The sequence below is a fragment of the Bacillus sp. JJ1122 genome, from assembly GCF_036964885.1.
Classification (GTDB): domain Bacteria; phylum Bacillota; class Bacilli; order Bacillales; family Cytobacillaceae; genus Mesobacillus.
The window spans coordinates 9,327-25,303 of record NZ_JBALQL010000001.1 but is presented as its reverse complement, the minus strand read 5'-3'; the positions used below and the strand labels follow the sequence as shown (position 1 = coordinate 25,303).

15 protein-coding genes are annotated in these 15,977 nt (G+C 44.8%); 8 read left to right on the top strand and 7 right to left on the bottom strand.

Translation table 11 applies throughout. From position 1 onward, the window contains the following. Positions 1 to 205 precede the first annotated feature (205 nt). From V7201_RS00105 to V7201_RS00075, 7 genes are all read left to right on the top strand, one after another. Positions 206 to 1,273, top strand: a complete 1,068-nt coding sequence (locus V7201_RS00105) for a DUF871 domain-containing protein (RefSeq protein ID WP_335374753.1) — start codon at positions 206 to 208, stop codon at positions 1,271 to 1,273. Position 1,274: 1 nt separating this feature from the next. Beyond that, positions 1,275 to 2,189, top strand: coding sequence for an N-acetylmuramic acid 6-phosphate etherase (gene murQ, locus V7201_RS00100; protein ID WP_335374752.1), 915 nt, complete (start codon positions 1,275 to 1,277; stop codon positions 2,187 to 2,189). 263 nt (positions 2,190 to 2,452) lie between these two features. Beyond that, positions 2,453 to 3,634, top strand: a complete 1,182-nt coding sequence (gene nagA, locus V7201_RS00095) for an N-acetylglucosamine-6-phosphate deacetylase (RefSeq protein ID WP_335374751.1) — start codon at positions 2,453 to 2,455, stop codon at positions 3,632 to 3,634. Between the two features lie 28 nt (positions 3,635 to 3,662). Then, on the top strand, positions 3,663 to 4,391 hold the full coding sequence (gene nagB / locus V7201_RS00090; RefSeq protein ID WP_438825000.1) for a glucosamine-6-phosphate deaminase: 729 nt from the start codon (positions 3,663 to 3,665) through the stop codon (positions 4,389 to 4,391). A 71-nt stretch (positions 4,392 to 4,462) separates the two neighbouring features. Beyond that, positions 4,463 to 5,188, top strand: a complete 726-nt coding sequence (locus V7201_RS00085; RefSeq protein ID WP_335374750.1) for a GntR family transcriptional regulator — start codon at positions 4,463 to 4,465, stop codon at positions 5,186 to 5,188. A gap of 321 nt (positions 5,189 to 5,509) precedes the next feature. Then, a complete protein-coding gene (locus V7201_RS00080) occupies positions 5,510 to 5,737 on the top strand; it encodes a DUF2164 domain-containing protein (RefSeq protein ID WP_335374749.1) in 228 nt (75 codons plus the stop codon). A gap of 111 nt (positions 5,738 to 5,848) precedes the next feature. Beyond that, positions 5,849 to 6,577: an N-acetylmuramoyl-L-alanine amidase gene (locus V7201_RS00075; protein ID WP_335374748.1), complete on the top strand. Its 729-nt coding sequence runs from the start codon at positions 5,849 to 5,851 to the stop codon at positions 6,575 to 6,577. Between the two features lie 67 nt (positions 6,578 to 6,644). Here the strand turns inward: V7201_RS00075 and V7201_RS00070 are convergent, their stop codons facing one another. Genes V7201_RS00070 through V7201_RS00055 form a run of 4 tightly spaced genes read right to left on the bottom strand, consistent with a single transcriptional unit; the run spans position 6,645 to position 8,654 of the window. Then, complete coding sequence (locus V7201_RS00070; RefSeq protein ID WP_335374747.1) at positions 6,645 to 7,001, bottom strand: phage holin family protein; 357 nt, start codon at positions 6,999 to 7,001, stop codon at positions 6,645 to 6,647. Positions 7,002 to 7,003: 2 nt separating this feature from the next. Continuing rightward, positions 7,004 to 7,195, bottom strand: a complete 192-nt coding sequence (locus V7201_RS00065) for a PspC domain-containing protein (RefSeq protein ID WP_335374746.1) — start codon at positions 7,193 to 7,195, stop codon at positions 7,004 to 7,006. A gap of 13 nt (positions 7,196 to 7,208) precedes the next feature. Continuing rightward, positions 7,209 to 8,318: a DUF4097 family beta strand repeat-containing protein gene (locus tag V7201_RS00060; RefSeq protein ID WP_335374745.1), complete on the bottom strand. Its 1,110-nt coding sequence runs from the start codon at positions 8,316 to 8,318 to the stop codon at positions 7,209 to 7,211. Positions 8,319 to 8,330: 12 nt separating this feature from the next. Further along, complete coding sequence (locus tag V7201_RS00055; protein WP_335374744.1) at positions 8,331 to 8,654, bottom strand: DUF4870 domain-containing protein; 324 nt, start codon at positions 8,652 to 8,654, stop codon at positions 8,331 to 8,333. A gap of 279 nt (positions 8,655 to 8,933) precedes the next feature. Here V7201_RS00055 and V7201_RS00050 point away from each other — a divergent pair, with 279 nt between their 5' ends. After that, positions 8,934 to 9,857, top strand: a complete 924-nt coding sequence (locus V7201_RS00050; RefSeq protein WP_335374743.1) for a polysaccharide deacetylase family protein — start codon at positions 8,934 to 8,936, stop codon at positions 9,855 to 9,857. Between the two features lie 339 nt (positions 9,858 to 10,196). Here V7201_RS00050 and uvrA read toward each other — a convergent pair whose 3' ends face one another. From uvrA to V7201_RS00035, 3 genes are all read right to left on the bottom strand, one after another. After that, the gene (gene uvrA, locus V7201_RS00045) at positions 10,197 to 13,076 is read right to left on the bottom strand and encodes an excinuclease ABC subunit UvrA (protein ID WP_335374742.1); all 2,880 of its coding nucleotides are present in this window, start codon (positions 13,074 to 13,076) and stop codon (positions 10,197 to 10,199) included. A gap of 7 nt (positions 13,077 to 13,083) precedes the next feature. Continuing rightward, entirely contained in the window at positions 13,084 to 15,063 is a 1,980-nt protein-coding gene (gene uvrB, locus V7201_RS00040) for an excinuclease ABC subunit UvrB (protein WP_335374741.1), read from the bottom strand. Positions 15,064 to 15,444: 381 nt separating this feature from the next. Then, entirely contained in the window at positions 15,445 to 15,678 is a 234-nt protein-coding gene (locus V7201_RS00035) for a CsbA family protein (protein ID WP_335374740.1), read from the bottom strand. Between the last annotated feature and the right edge of the window lie 299 nt (positions 15,679 to 15,977).

Below are 15,977 nucleotides of genomic sequence, written 5' to 3'. Positions count from 1 at the left end.
TTTTTGACTTCATTGGGCGGACCGAAGCGACTCGAGGGGCTAGGCGCTGAAGCTGGACATTTCTCGAAGTGAATTTTATACATTCTTATGTTAAAAGAAAAAAGGAGGAGAGTTGCTTTCCTCCTTTCTTCTATTCTATCAGGCTACTTTCCTGAATTTTTTTAAAACTAAATTGTGAATACTGTAACTTATTGGAGGGTTTTCATTGCTGGGAATATCCGTTTATTTAAACAAAGATCGCATGGAACAAAATGCAGCTTGGATTGAAAAAGCTGCTGGATATGGGTTGAAGTCCATTTTCACCTCCCTCCATATCCCTGAAGATAACCCTGCTGATTATAAGGAACTTTTACAGGAGCTTGGAGCCCTGGCTAAGCAGTATCAAATGGAGCTGATGGCCGATGTCTCCCCTCGGTCACTTAGCTTTCTGGGGCTTGACTGGGACACGTACGAAAAATTGCTGGAATGGGGTCTTGCCGGCATCAGGGCCGATTATGGTTTTACGACCGAACAAATCGTAGAACTGTCACAAAAAATGAAAATTGGCATCAATGCGAGTACGGTAACTAAAGAGGAGCTTTTATCATGGATTGAAGCTGGGTTAAAGGCTGAAAACGTTGAAGCATGGCACAATTTTTATCCAAGGCCCGAAACCGGCCTGGACAAGTCTTTCCTAATCGAAAGAAATATCATGTTTCGCTCGATGGGCATCACGACAATGGCTTTCGTTCCAGGTGACAAGGATTTGCGCGGGCCAATTTTTGCTGGCCTTCCTACTCTTGAGGAACACCGTGGGCAATTGCCCCATGTTGCCGCTGCAGAGCTGAAATATTCATGTTTTACCGATAAAATTCTTATTGGTGACCACTCAGCATCAGATGAACAGTTGGAATTGCTCACTTTCCTCACAGAGGAGATAATCCCGGTTCGAGTTGAAGCCGGGAGCTTGCCGCAGCTAAAAGAATACCTGGGCAAGCCGCTGACGAACAGAATGGACCCTGCACGTGATGTAGTCCGCGCGGTTGAATCACGCTCCTATGCTTTACAAGGGGACAAGCAGGTCACACCTGAAAATCAGCTTGAAAGAACACGTGGTACTGTCACGATTGATAATCAGCTTTATGGGCGGTATGCAGGCGAGTTACAGATAGCCTTGAATAACCTGCCTCGCGATGAGAAAGTGAATTGCATTGGAAAAGTCATTGAATCAGATCTTCCCCTGCTTACAAACATCAAAGCGGGACAAAAATTTCAATTTATTGTGAGGGATTAACATGAATATCACGAAACTGAATACAGAACAGCAAAATCCAAAAACAATGAATATAGACCTCATGTCTACAGAGGAAATTATCACGGTTATTAACCAGGAAGATACACTCGTTCCGAATGTACTGGCAAGACAGGTTCCGAATATTTCGGAGGTTGTTGATAAAATCGTTGCTGCCTTCAAACAAGGCGGCAGGCTGATATATGTCGGCGCTGGTACTTCCGGACGTCTCGGAATCATCGATGCATCAGAATGTCCTCCTACCTACGGCACTGATCCGGGGATGGTAGTCGGAATTATTGCTGGCGGAAAAGAAGCCATGACGGAAGCGATTGAAGGCGTCGAGGATGACAAGCAGCAAGGCCAGACAGATATGGAAGAGATTTCACTTTCAGCGAAAGACGTCGTTGTCGGCATCGCCGCCAGCGGACGGACACCCTACACGATCGGCGCACTCGAATACGCAAAGCAGCTAGGTGCGGTAACGGTTTCTGTCGTTTGCAGCAAGGATTCCGAGATGGAACAAGTCTCTGATTATACGATTGCAGCAGTTGTCGGACCGGAAGTCATCACAGGATCAACAAGAATGAAAGCTGGAACTGCACAGAAGCTCATTTTAAATATGCTATCTACTGCCGCCATGATTAAAATGGGCAAGGTTTACGGCAATCTAATGGTCGATGTCCAGATGACAAATGAAAAACTCCATAACCGTGCAGTGAATATCGTCAAAATGGCTACAGGAGCATCTGACGAGGAAGCAAGAGCCGCAATCAAGGAACAAAACTATCATACGAAAGCAGCCATCCTGCAAATCATTACTGGCTTGAAGGGCATCGATGCGAAAAACCTTCTAGACAAACACGATGGATACCTCCGTGAAGCGATCAGCGAGCATTATAAAGGCAGCGGACAATAAGGCATTTAAAAATAGATCCTACAAGTCTGGGAATAGCTACAAGAGCACAAATTTATATGGATCTACAAATTAAAAATGAAAAGATCAAAAGCTTAAACAATGAGCGGAGAAATCCTCCGCTTTTTACCTGTATATACCATTATAAAAGTTAATGTTTCTAGATTAAACTGGTATAGACAACCGACCTATTGTATTAGTATAATGATAGCATAGAGGGTATAAAGGTAAGCAGTAAAGTCAGCTCTCTACAGGAGTGATAAAGAATGAAGGATTTATTGCTTTTAAATGCAAGGGTTTTAACAGAAGAAGGATTGATTGATAAGGGATTTATATATATTAAGGCTGGCAAAATTGCTGAAACTGGAGAGTCTTCTGACCTGCCGGCTGAATATCGCCATGCTGAGGTGTTAGAGTTACCTGAAAATAGTACGGTTGTACCGGGCTTTATTGACGTGCATATCCACGGAGCCGGCGGTGCGGACACGATGGATGCTACGACTGAGGCTTTGAATACAATGGCTTCGATTCTGCCCCAAGAAGGGACAACCAGCTTACTGGCGACGACTATCACTCAGGATCAAGATGAAATCCTAAAAGCCTTAAGAAATGCTGCTGATTATATCAGCAATCATAATCATTCTGGAAAAGCCGAAGTAATTGGTGTCCATCTGGAAGGCCCATTTATTAATGAAACTCGCAAAGGGGCACAGCCTGCTGATCATATCATCGCTCCAGATGTCGAGCTTTTCGCTAAAATGCAGGAAGCAGCTGGTAATCATATACGTCTCGTGACACTTGCTCCGGAAAAAGAAAATGGCTATGAGTTTATCACCTATTTAGCTGAGAACGGTGTCATTGCTTCTATTGGCCATTCAGATGCCACGTACGATCAAATGGCTGAGGCGGTCAATGCTGGTGCTACTCATGTTACCCACCTTTTCAACGGAATGCGCGGCATGCATCATCGCGATCCCGGAGTAGCAGGTGCGGCATTACTTTTTAATGAGTTAAAAATAGAGATGATTGCCGATGGCATTCATGTCGTTCCCGAGATGATCGATTTATCGTTGCGGGCAAAGGGCACTGACGGTGTCATCCTGATCACAGACTCCATGCGGGCAAAATGCCTCAAGAACGGTACGTACGACCTTGGTGGCCAGGAAGTCAGTGTGGCAAACGGAAAGGCTCTTTTAGCTGACGGCACTCTTGCTGGAAGCATTTTAAAAATGAAAGATTCATTGAAGAACATGATGGAATTCTCGCATATCAGCCTAGAAGAAGCGGTTAAGCTTGCAAGTGAAAACCCCGCAAAGCAGCTCAAGATATTCGACAGAAAAGGAAGCATCGCTGAAGGCAAGGATGCTGACCTAGTCGTTCTCGATGAGAATCTTGATGTTTCGATGGCTTTTTGCCGCGGTGTGAATAGCTTTAAGCGTGATGCCTAAGAAAAAATTCATTTCAAATGAGGTGATGATGTTGAAATTGATAAAAACAAGCACCTACGAGGAGCTCAGCCAAATGGCTGCGGCACAAATCATCTCCAAAATCCACACAAACCCAAGGCTGAATCTTGGACTTGCGACAGGCAGCAGTCCGACGGGTGTCTATAAAAAGCTGATTCAAGATCATGAAGAAAATAAGACTTCCTATAAGCAAGTCAATACATTCAACCTGGATGAATATATCGGAATTTCTAAAAAGGACCCTAACAGTTATCACTATTTCATGTGTGAGAATTTGTTCGAGCACATCGACATTCCGCTTGATCATACGCATATCCCGGATGGCACTGCAGAGAATCTGGACGAGGAATGCAAACGGTACGAACAGTTCATCCAGGGGCATGGCGGCATTGATTTACAGATACTTGGTATCGGCCAGAACGGGCATATTGGCTTTAACGAGCCTGACACCTCCTTCACCAGCAGGACCCATATTATCAACCTCGCGGAAAGCACACGCAAGGCTAACTCGAGGTTTTTCGAATCGCTTGAAGATGTCCCGACACAAGCAATCACAATGGGAATCGCCTCTATTATGGAAAGCAAGGAAATCTTCCTGCTTGTATCCGGAGCCTCCAAAGCAGAAGCACTGGCACGGTTAGTGAATGGCGAAGTCAGTGAATCATTCCCTGCCTCTATTTTAAAGAATCATCCAAACGTAACTATTTTTGCCGATAAAGAAGCATCAGCATTACTTTAACACACTCCCATTGCTGACAACGGGAGTTCTCTCCCTTCAGGAAATTCTGTATGTAGTCAGGAGAATAGCCAATGATCGATAAAAATTCACCTATACCAATTTACCATCAGCTTGAAGAATATATCAAAGCACAAATAGACAGCGGTGAGCTGCAGCCGGATGAAACCATTCCGTCAGAACGCGTCTATGCTGATATGTTCCAAATCAGCAGGATGACAATCAGGCAGGCACTGACCAATTTGGTAAATGACGGATACTTGTACCGCCAAAAAGGCAGAGGAACCTTTGTTAACAAAAAGAAGGTCGAACAGCGTCTGCAAGGGCTGACGAGTTTCACCGAGGATATGCGTGAACGCGGATTCAAGCCCGGCAGCAAGCTGATTTCATTTGAGATCATTCCGGCAGGCCGGGAAATTGCCGACCGCCTGAAGCTGAACGAAAACACCCCTGTTTATGAAATCAAACGAGTCCGTCTTGCGGACAATGTCCCGATGGCTCTTGAAACGACATATCTCCCGGCAAACCTGGTTAAAGGATTGACGGAGGACATCATCAATCAATCACTCTATCAGTATATCGAGGAAAAATTGAACCTTGTTATTCATGAAGCCACCCAGCAAATCGAAGCTTCCAATGCCAAGGACCAGGAGCTCCGCCTTCTGGAAATCGAAAAGGGATCCCCCATCTTATTGATCCTACGAACTTCAACTTTAAAGGATGGAACCCCCTTCGAATTCGTAAAATCTGCCTATCGCGCAGACCGTTACAAATTCGTTCATACCATGCAGCGGTCATGATCGTAAATGGAGCTGGGACTGAAATGGCTAGCAACCTATCAGTTCCAGCTCCTTTTCTGTCCTTACAAACGATGAAAAGCGTCGAAACATTATACATAACTATCTTATTTCCACGGAAATAATCGAACCATCCCCCAGAACAATGTCGAATGCCAAGATCACTTCACCCCATCACCGCATTACTCCCCCGGGGGTCAGACCCCCGGCGCTTTAACGCAGTACATTGCTGGGGGTCTGACCCCCAGTGCGGTGATGCGGTGAAATCTTTTTGTGATTAGGCTACAATGTGGGTATGTATTTAAATAAAGGAGTTGTGTATTTATGCTTAAGAATTTTCGGATTGATGATGATGCGAAGCGTGTGATGATAGAGGAGATTAAGGGTTATTTCCTTGATGAACGGGGTGAGGAGCTTGGTGATCTGGCTGCACTCTTGATGCTTGAGTTTTTTGCAGATAAGCTGGCACCTCAGTTTTATAATTTGGGGATCCAGGATGCACATGAATTTATGGCCCAGCGGCTGGAGGATATTTTTGAACTGAATAAATAGGCTTGTACATTATTATTCGCTCTTACAGGGGATCTCACTATGTCCTTTTCCCAGCTTTGTTCATATATATACTGTTGAGGAAATCTTTTATCGGAAGGTGTGATGATTGTTATGAAGATCATGCTAGATGCTGGGCATGGCTACAACACCCCGGGTAAGCGAAGTCCTGATGGAATGAGGGAATATGAATTTAGCAGGGCAGTGGCCAATTATGCCAGGCAATTGCTGGTGAATTATAAAAATGTCACCGTTTATTTTTCTCATTCTGACCAGGAAGATGTGTCATTGCGGGAGAGGACGGATAAGGCGAACCGTCTGGACGTGGATATATTTGTTTCCATACATGCCAATGCATATGGCAGCGGCGGGTGGAACAATACTGGCGGTATCGAGACTTATGTATATCCAACAAGACCTCCTTTGGCTTATGAGCTTGCCCAAAAAATCCAGCGAAATCTTGTACTCTCTACAGGATTGGAAAACCGAGGTGTAAAAACGGCTGATTTTCATGTTCTCAGAGAAACTAAAATGGATGCAGTACTTGCTGAATGCGGTTTTATGACAAACCACGAAGAAGTCAAATTGCTTCGTTCAGAAACATACCGAAAAACGGTTGCGGAAGCAATTGTGAAAGCTTTAGTCGATCAATTCAAACTGCAGCCAATAACAGAAGCTGCTCCGACCCTCGCTCCCACGAAGTCTCCTGCTCCAGCAACCAATAAAAGTGCTGGTGGACGCTATAAGGTTCAGGCCGGAGCATTTGACGACGAGCAGAATGCAAAAGAGCTGGCGGAAAGATTAAGAAAGGCTGGATTCGACGCATATATCGATTCTGACTAAGCCTCAAAATTACCTCCACATATCAGGTGGATATTTACAAAAAGGGAAGGCCGGCCTTCCCTTTTTGTTAGTTCTTTGAATCCTTAAGAACGGTATTCTGAATGATCAAGTTGGCCAATGACATGATGATCGCTGTCAATAGCGCCATTCCAAAACCTGCTATCTCGAATGAGGTCCCCATCAGGCTGTCTGTCAGCATTAACGTAATCGCATTAATGACAAACAGGAATAAACCAAGGGAAAGCACCGTTACCGGCAGCGTCAATATTATCAGGATAGGCTTCACTAATACATTCAGGATGGACAGGATAAAGCTGGCTCCGAGAGCTGCACCGAATCCCGATAAGTAAATCTCATTCTCAAAATAACCAGCAAGAGCCATGAATAGAATGGCATTTATGACAATACCGAGCAGCCATCTCATTTTTAATAGCCTTCCTTATTTGAAAGAACGAATACAAGCACTGAGTATAATATGACCATCGGCATTATGCCTGTGCTGAATAAAAGAATGGCAAACAGGATTCTAAGGAGAGTTGCATTCATTCCAAAGGACTCGCTCAATCCTCCGATTACTCCTGCCAGCATTCTATTCGTCCGGGAACGATATAATTTCATTTCTAACACCTTCCTATTTTTCTATATGGACTCCAGTCGTTTTTTTCACAGAAATGGAACCCGTTTTTGTATCAGCATACAGCCTCACTGCATGCAGGCTGCCATCGGCAGGCTTGAAACGCAGCGTCTTTTGGACCATATCGCTTTTCTCTTCAATCACTTGAATTCCATCAAGCTCGATGCTGAAGCCTCCAAGGTTTGATTTCAATTCACCAGTTGCCGGTGTTTTCTCCGGCAGGAACACATCGATGCTTCCTGTAGTCGCCTTGAGTTCGACACTCTCGCATTCCTGATTGAGTACCGTGCAAGTCAGGTTGCCGTTGAATGACTGTAAATCCACCTGATTAAAGTATCCATCTGCTTTGATTGCCCCATTAATCGTTTCTGCTTCCAAATCCCTGATGGCACTTCTGTGAATCCCAATATGTCCATTGGCAGTTTCTGCCTCCAGCTTACCGCACTCCAAACCTTCAAGAATCACTTTTCCATTCGCAGTCTTTGCGCGGCAATCCTTCACATTTAAGTTTTCACTCTGGATGGAACCGTTAAACAAGCGGATTCGGATATTTTCATACTCTTCTGCTGGAACATGGACAATAGCATCTACCTTCATCCACTTTTGCTGAATAGCAAAGCGGAGCTTCTGTCCCTCAATCGCAAAAACGGCATCCTCCAAAAATTTACGGCGGGCCTCATCCTGGTTATCAACCCGATAGACCTTTGCGGTGCATTCAATCCGGACATCCTTTTGTACCCATGGAACAATTTGGACTGAACCATTTGCCATGTCAATATCCACTTGGTTCAAATAAGCATCACCCTGCTGGAAGATATGGGTGATATCTACTGATGGTCCAAAGTTCAAATCAAGGTCAAAATCCTTGATTTTTTTAAAAGCAGTATCGACAAAATCAAGAACCTTATCTTTTACCGAGTTAAATTTATAGGAACCAGGGTCTTCCTTCTTTGCTTCTTCGAATTTCACTGCTGTTGATAAGGCAGTTGTATTCGCCTCTGCTTTTGCACTGCCCTTTTCAAGTTCCTCTATTAAAAATAATGCTTCATCTACTGATATTTTCCCATCTTCAACAAGCTTCAAAATCCTTTTACGTTCTTCTTTCATTTTGCTTCCTCCTCAAAAATCATTCTTTGTATTGAGAACTTTTATTCCTTTAACTAAATTCCAAATCAGCACAATCAAACTCAAAACCACCATTAACATGGCACTCGAAAACATCATGACTGGAAATTCTCCCGCTCCTCTGGTGATTTCAAAATAAATCGATAACAGGATTAGCGGCAGTGGAATCAGCGGGATTAGATGAGATAATAAAGCTTTCTTCGCATGATGCTTAACCTCAAGGTCCTCAGACGCAAAGTATGCAACCAAGGGAAACAATATGCCAGCGAACATAACGCTAAAATAACACAAGGCAGACACGATACGTTTTGTATCCATCCTTTTCAACTCCTTAGCAATAAATACGCTAAAGAGCCCAAGAAGTTTCATTCCTTTGAGAAATAATTTCGACACATACTATTTGAAACCTTCAGATCACAATCGGTATTGGTCATATTTTTGCGAAATCAGCACAAAAAATCCCACTATTTTCTTATATAAAATCATCTCCTAACATATTATTCTGTAATCATAGAGAAATATTACTGTAACATTTGTTAAAGTACATACGTCTGTTTATATGAAAATCACCTAAGAACAATCAGTGAGGGATGCAAAGTGGCAAGCTTAAAAAAGAAGACTGCAAAGTGGTGTGCATTAATTTGTTTATTCGGCGGTATAGTAACATCTTCCACCGTTGTGGCAAGCCAGGAAAAAAGGCCAATGACTGGTGAAACCATAAAGTTGAAGATTCAAATCCCATACCCTCCCAGCGAGATTAAACTAGCTTCAAACCGTACAATCGAGATTTTAAAAAAAGCAGAAAAAAAGTCACCAAGATTTACAGAGGTGAATGAAAATAAGCCAGAAAACGCAGATACGGCAGTAAACAATCCTCCACTCGTTCCCGCTGATCAGAAAGCACCTGCAGAACAAACAACGGAACAAAAAACTGTTTATTTAACATTTGATGACGGGCCTCATAAGGTTTCAGACCAAATTTTAAACATGCTTGATGAGTATGACGCTAAAGCTACCTTCTTTATGCTTGATGGGAATATGAGAAACTTCCCCGATGCTGTAAAAAGAATGGCTCAGGACGGGCACAGCCTTGGAGCACATGGAGTAACCCATGATAAAACGAAAATCTATCAATCTCCGCAAACAGTCGTCGCTGAAATGGACCAGACACTTAACACCATTAAAGAAATCACAGGTATCGACACATCTTTCATTCGCACCCCATACGGAAGTGCTCCATACATGACAGACCCTTATAAAAAAGCCGTCAACGACAAAGGCTACCAAATGTGGGATTGGAACATCGACAGCAAGGATTGGTATTATCGGGATCATAGGTTGGTCGATAACACGATCTCCCAAATTAGCAGCCAAACTAAAAAACAAGAACCCATTGTCATCCTTCTCCATGAAAGACAAGAAACATTAGCTCAGCTTCCGGAGTTATTGAAGTATCTTAAAGAGCACAACTACAGTTTCAAGGCTTTAGAACCGACAATGGAACCAATTCAATTGAAGTAATGCGCGTTCGTATTCGATAAGGCACTTCTTCAAATACGTGCTGTAAAAAATATATCAACGAAAAAAAGAGGGTGTCCCCAAAAGTATTTTGGGACACCCTTTTTGTATTGTTCCTCGGACTCTTCCTCATGACAACTCGACGCTCTTTTTCCGCTTTGAGTTGTTCTCGGAACCCTTCTCATGAGTACTCGAGAGTCTTTTTCCGCTTTGAGTTGTTCTCGGACTCTTCCTCATAACAACTCGACGGGCTTTTTCCGCTTCTAGTTGTTCTCGGACGTTGAACCACTAATCTGATCAAACTCGTATGCAACAACCTATTGAGTCAGCGTCTTACCCGTATTAAGCATTGCTTGTGCTTTTTTCTTTCTCCACAATCTCCTGCTTCATCCGCAGACGGTCGCGATCGAGTACGGGCTTGAGGTACTTGCCTGTATATGATTCTGGAACTTCTGCGACCTGTTCTGGTGTTCCGGTTGCGATGATGGTACCGCCGCGGTCTCCGCCTTCTGGACCGAGATCGATGATAAAGTCGGCAGCCTTGATGACATCCAGGTTGTGCTCGATCACCAGCACAGTGTCCCCATTTTCGACGAGTCGTTGGAGGACGACTAACAACCGTGAGATGTCGTCAACATGCAAGCCGGTTGTAGGCTCATCAAGGATATAGAGCGAACGGCCGGTTGAACGGCGGTGCAATTCTGATGCCAGTTTGACGCGCTGCGCTTCCCCGCCGGAAAGCGTCGTCGCGGGCTGGCCAAGCTTGATATATCCCAGGCCGACATCATAAATCGTCTGCAGCTTGCGGGCGATTTTCGGAATGTTGGCGAAGAACTCCACCGCATCCTCAACGGTCATATCAAGGATTTCGGAAATATTTTTCCCTTTATACTTTACTTCCAGTGTTTCACGGTTGTAACGTTTTCCATGACAGACTTCACATGGTACATAGACATCCGGCAGGAAGTGCATTTCTATTTTGATGATGCCGTCGCCGCGGCATGCTTCACAACGTCCGCCTTTTACATTGAAGCTGAAGCGTCCTTTTTTATAGCCGCGTACCTTCGCTTCATTCGTTGTAGCAAACACATCGCGGATATCATCAAATACACCTGTATAGGTGGCCGGGTTCGATCTTGGTGTGCGGCCGATTGGTGACTGGTCAATATCGATGACCTTATCGAGATGCTCGACACCTTTGATTTCCTTGAACTCGCCAGGCTTGCTTTTTGCCCGGTGAAGCTTCATCGCAAGTGATTTATGAAGGATTTCATTAATCAATGTACTTTTACCTGAGCCGGATACGCCTGTGACTGCCATAAACGTTCCAAGCGGGAATTTCACATTCACATTTCGGAGGTTATTTTCCTTCGCGCTCTTAATTTCGATGTAACGCCCATCCGGTTTACGGCGCTCGACTGGCAGCGGAATGAATTTTTTTCCTGATAGGTACTGGCCAGTCAATGAGTTCGGATCGGCCATAACTTCTTCTGGTGTACCCTGTGAAATGATTTCCCCGCCATGGACACCGGCTCCAGGACCAATATCAATCAGATAATCAGCTGCAAGCATCGTATCCTCGTCATGCTCAACGACAATCAGCGTGTTTCCGATGTCCCGCATATTTTTCAGCGTATCAATCAGCCTGTCATTGTCTCGCTGATGGAGACCAATAGATGGCTCGTCAAGGATATAGAGGACGCCAGTCAGGCGTGATCCAATCTGGGTCGCAAGCCTGATTCTCTGCGCCTCACCCCCTGATAGCGTGCCAGCAGAGCGGCTCATCGTCAGGTAATCCAACCCGACATTAATCAGGAAGCCGAGACGTTCCGTGATTTCGCGGAAAATCATATTGGCAATCTTCATTTCTTTTTCCGAAAGCTCTAGGCTCTGGAAAAAATGCTGCGCCTCCTCGACTGACAATGCGGTTACTTCACCAATATGGCGTCCATCGACAAGGACTGCCAGTGTTTCTCGTTTCAGCCTGTAGCCTTTACACGCTGGGCAGGCGTGCTCACCCATATATTTTTCCATTTGTTCACGGATATAGTCCGAGCCTGTTTCCTTATAACGGCGCTCGATATTTTTAAGAACACCTTCAAAAACAATATAATTTTCACGGATCTGGCCAAAATCATTTTCATACCGGAAATAAATCCGGTCTTTCCCGGAACCGTGAAGGATTTTATCCATCTGGTGGTCTGGCAGGTCTTTTACTGGAACATCCATATCGATGCCATAATGATTGCAGACTGCCTCAAGCAGTGATGGGTAATATTGCGAGCTGGTAGGTTCCCAAGGAGCGATTGCATGCTGGCGCAATGTCAGGTCCTTATTAGGAACGACGAGTTCAACATCCACTTCAAGTTTAGCACCTAGTCCATCACATTCTGGACAGGCCCCAAAAGGACTATTGAAGGAGAACATCCTTGGCTCCAGCTCACCAATTGAAAAACCGCAAATTGGGCAGGCATGATTCTCGCTGAACATCAGTTCTTCCTCACCGATGACATCGATCAGGACATTGCCTTCACCAAGCTTAAGAGCAGCTTCCATGGAGTCGGCAAGACGGGCAGCGATGCCTTCCTTGACAACAATACGGTCGATGACGACTTCAATGGAATGTTTTTTGTTCTTCTCAAGCTCAATATCTTCTCCAAGGTCAAACATTTCCCCGTCGACACGGACACGGACATAGCCTTGTTTTTTCACATCTTCAAGGACCTTGGCATGTGTACCCTTTCGGCCAGAAACAAGCGGCGCAAGGATTTGCAGCTTTGTTCTTTCTGGATATTCGAGTACACGGTCAACCATCTGCTCAATCGTCTGGGACGAAATTTCAATATTATGCACCGGGCAGACTGGGCGTCCAACCCTTGCAAATAATAATCGTAAATAATCGTAGATTTCCGTCACTGTTCCAACCGTGGAACGCGGATTCCGGCTTGTCGTTTTCTGGTCGATGGAAATCGCAGGTGACAATCCCTCGATCGAATCGACATCAGGCTTGTCCATCTGGCCAAGGAATTGGCGCGCGTAAGCCGATAATGACTCGACATATCGGCGCTGTCCTTCGGCATAGATGGTATCGAAAGCCAGAGAGGACTTCCCTGAACCGGAAAGTCCTGTCAGCACCACAAGCTTATCTCTCGGAATGGTGACATCTATATTTTTCAAGTTATGGGCTCTGGCGCCTTTAACAATCAATTTATCCATAGCCATGCTATCGTCATCCTTCCGCTTTTAACTCAAGAATGAGGTCACGCAGCTCGGCCGCCCGTTCGAAATTGAGTGACTTCGCCGCTTCCTTCATTTCCTTTTCCATATTTAAAATCACTTGTTCGCGATCTTTCTTTGACAGCTTCTTTAAACCCTCTGCCGGGTTGTATTCTTCCTGGTCCTCGGCAGCAATCGTCGCACGGATGACATCGCGGATCTCCTTCTGAATCGTTTGCGGTGTGATGCCATGCTTCGCATTATACTCTTCCTGGATCGCACGGCGTCGCTTCGTTTCGCCGATAGCCAATTCCATTGAGTTCGTCATCTTATCTGCATACATGATGACATGTCCGTGCTCGTTCCTCGCTGCACGGCCAATCGTCTGGATGAGTGACCTTTCGGAACGAAGGAAACCTTCCTTATCAGCATCAAGGATTGCCACAAGCGATACTTCAGGAATATCAATCCCTTCCCTTAATAGGTTGATCCCAATCAGAACATCATACTTGCCAAGCCGCAGCTCGCGGATAATTTCAATTCTTTCAAGTGTCTTAACCTCTGAATGCAGGTATTGCACTTTTATACCGATTTCCTTAAGATAATCCGTCAGGTCCTCAGACATTTTTTTCGTTAAAGTAGTGATCAGTACCCGTTCATTCCGTTTTGCTCTTTCATGGATTTCTCCAATCAAGTCGTCAATCTGTCCCTCAATCGGCCTTACATCAATCGTCGGGTCAAGCAATCCTGTCGGACGGATGATCTGCTGGACCATCTCTGGTGTATGTTCCAATTCATATGGGCCAGGTGTAGCTGAGACGAAAACAGCATTATGAACATGTTTCTCAAACTCAGGGAACGTCAGCGGGCGGTTATCCATTGCCGATGGCAGACGGAAACCATGATCCACAAGAACCTGCTTACGAGCCTGGTCACCATTAAACATTCCCCTTATTTGCGGCAATGTAACATGCGACTCATCTACCACAATTAAAAAGTCTTCCGGGAAGTAGTCGAGCAAAGTATATGGTGTTGCACCAGCCGGCCTTAAAGTAAGGTGGCGCGAGTAGTTTTCAATCCCTGAGCAGAAGCCCATTTCCCGCATCATTTCAAGGTCATACCTCGTCCGCTGCTCCAGCCTCTGTGCTTCAAGCAATTTTTCCTCGGCACGAAGTACTTTGAGGCGCTCTTCTAATTCTTTTTCAATATTTCCGATGGCGATTCTCAACTTTTCCTCACGAGTAACGAAGTGGGATGCCGGGAAAATCGCGACATGATCACGTTCACCGATTATTTCACCAGTCAGCGCATCTACTTCACGAATCCGGTCGATTTCGTCGCCGAAAAACTCGACTCTCATGCAATGCTCATCACGTGATACCGGGAAAATTTCCACAACATCGCCACGTACCCGGAAAGTACCGCGCTTGAAGTCAATATCATTCCGTTCATACTGGACATCCACAAGGCGGTGCAAAAGCTTATTCCGCTCAATTTCCATTCCCGTCCTTAAGGAAACAACCATGTCCCGGTATTCCTCCGGATTACCGAGGCCATAGATGCAGGAAACACTCGCAATGATGATGACATCTTTTCGTTCAAACAAGGAAGATGTCGCAGAGTGGCGCAGCTTATCAATTTCATCGTTGATGCTGGCATCTTTTTCAATGAATGTATCAGTCTGAGGCACGTACGCCTCTGGCTGGTAATAATCATAGTAGCTGACAAAGTACTCAACGGCATTGTTCGGGAAAAATTCCTTGAACTCGCTGTAAAGCTGTCCTGCCAGCGTTTTGTTATGGGCGATCACAAGCGTAGGCTTGTTGATCTCCTTGATTACATTTGAAATCGTGAACGTCTTGCCTGTACCGGTAGCCCCCAGAAGTGTCTGGTGTTTCTTATTTTCGCGAATGCCTTGTACCAGCTCTGCAATCGCCGCAGGCTGGTCTCCCTGCGGGGAATATTTCGAGACTAATTCAAATTGATCCTTCACAGAAAAGCCTCCTGTAATGTTTATTTCATTTTAGGCTTATTTCGTAAATTTCATTGCTTTCACTAGTAAAAATCGGCTTTTGGGTTTTTACTAGCATAATTCAGAAACCATTTAGAAAAGAGCCTTCATCTATAATCAGTTTTCCTAAGCTGTCAAAAAGTCATATCCTCATTCTACCACAAAGCAGGTAAAACAAACCAACAAAAAGCGAACAAACATTCGAAAATATATTTTACGTTTTGCAGATATATGTAGAAGCGGCTCGGATTATCGTTAATCAAATGTTTGATTGAATATCCATCAGACCTTTTGCCAAAAGAAAAAGCCTGCCGAACAAGATTCGACAGGCTCACTAGGTGCTTTTTAAAATTTCATGGCAACTCACTGCCTTTTTTTGTTCTGTTTCATCATCAGATTTGCCAAAAAAAAGCCTAACGTAAGCGAAAAAGCATCAACGACAATCAACAGAAAAGAATCTGTATATCCTTTATAAACAGAAGCAGCGATCAAGGCAACGGTTAACACCAGCGCAAGGAAATGATTATAGGCAACTCTGGTAAAAAAAACGACCATTAATCCAGGAAGGATAAGTGCGGATAAATATTTCAGCACCACAATGAACACCTCATTTAAACAATTTAACTACGAAAAGCGCAAGCGCCTTGGTCAGCCCCGACAAGCGCTGGCCGACTAAAACCGCCACGTCCTGTGGCAACGTCGGCACTAGGACATCGTGTCCGTCGAAGGGCCTGACAGTGAAGTCGTTCTTTGACTTCATTGGCAGGACCGAAACCGAAATGTGTAGCCGACTGCCCAGAAACGCAGAAACTGGAGACTCCGACAAAGAAGCGCTTTTTGCTTCTGCCGGCGGAGTTGAAGTTTCGGAGTTTCTAGGAGGCGAAACTAGACAAGCG

Coding starts and splice junctions, on each gene's coding strand:
- murQ (WP_335374752.1), top strand. CDS start 1,275: ATGAATATCACGAAACTGAATACAGAACAGCAAAATCCAAAAACAATG.
- nagA (WP_335374751.1), top strand. CDS start 2,453: ATGAAGGATTTATTGCTTTTAAATGCAAGGGTTTTAACAGAAGAAGGA.
- nagB (WP_438825000.1), top strand. CDS start 3,663: ATGTTGAAATTGATAAAAACAAGCACCTACGAGGAGCTCAGCCAAATG.
- V7201_RS00085 (WP_335374750.1), top strand. CDS start 4,463: ATGATCGATAAAAATTCACCTATACCAATTTACCATCAGCTTGAAGAA.
- V7201_RS00080 (WP_335374749.1), top strand. CDS start 5,510: ATGCTTAAGAATTTTCGGATTGATGATGATGCGAAGCGTGTGATGATA.
- V7201_RS00075 (WP_335374748.1), top strand. CDS start 5,849: ATGAAGATCATGCTAGATGCTGGGCATGGCTACAACACCCCGGGTAAG.
- V7201_RS00070 (WP_335374747.1), bottom strand. CDS start 7,001: ATGAGATGGCTGCTCGGTATTGTCATAAATGCCATTCTATTCATGGCT.
- V7201_RS00065 (WP_335374746.1), bottom strand. CDS start 7,195: ATGAAATTATATCGTTCCCGGACGAATAGAATGCTGGCAGGAGTAATC.
- V7201_RS00060 (WP_335374745.1), bottom strand. CDS start 8,318: ATGAAAGAAGAACGTAAAAGGATTTTGAAGCTTGTTGAAGATGGGAAA.
- V7201_RS00055 (WP_335374744.1), bottom strand. CDS start 8,654: ATGGATACAAAACGTATCGTGTCTGCCTTGTGTTATTTTAGCGTTATG.
- uvrA (WP_335374742.1), bottom strand. CDS start 13,076: ATGGCTATGGATAAATTGATTGTTAAAGGCGCCAGAGCCCATAACTTG.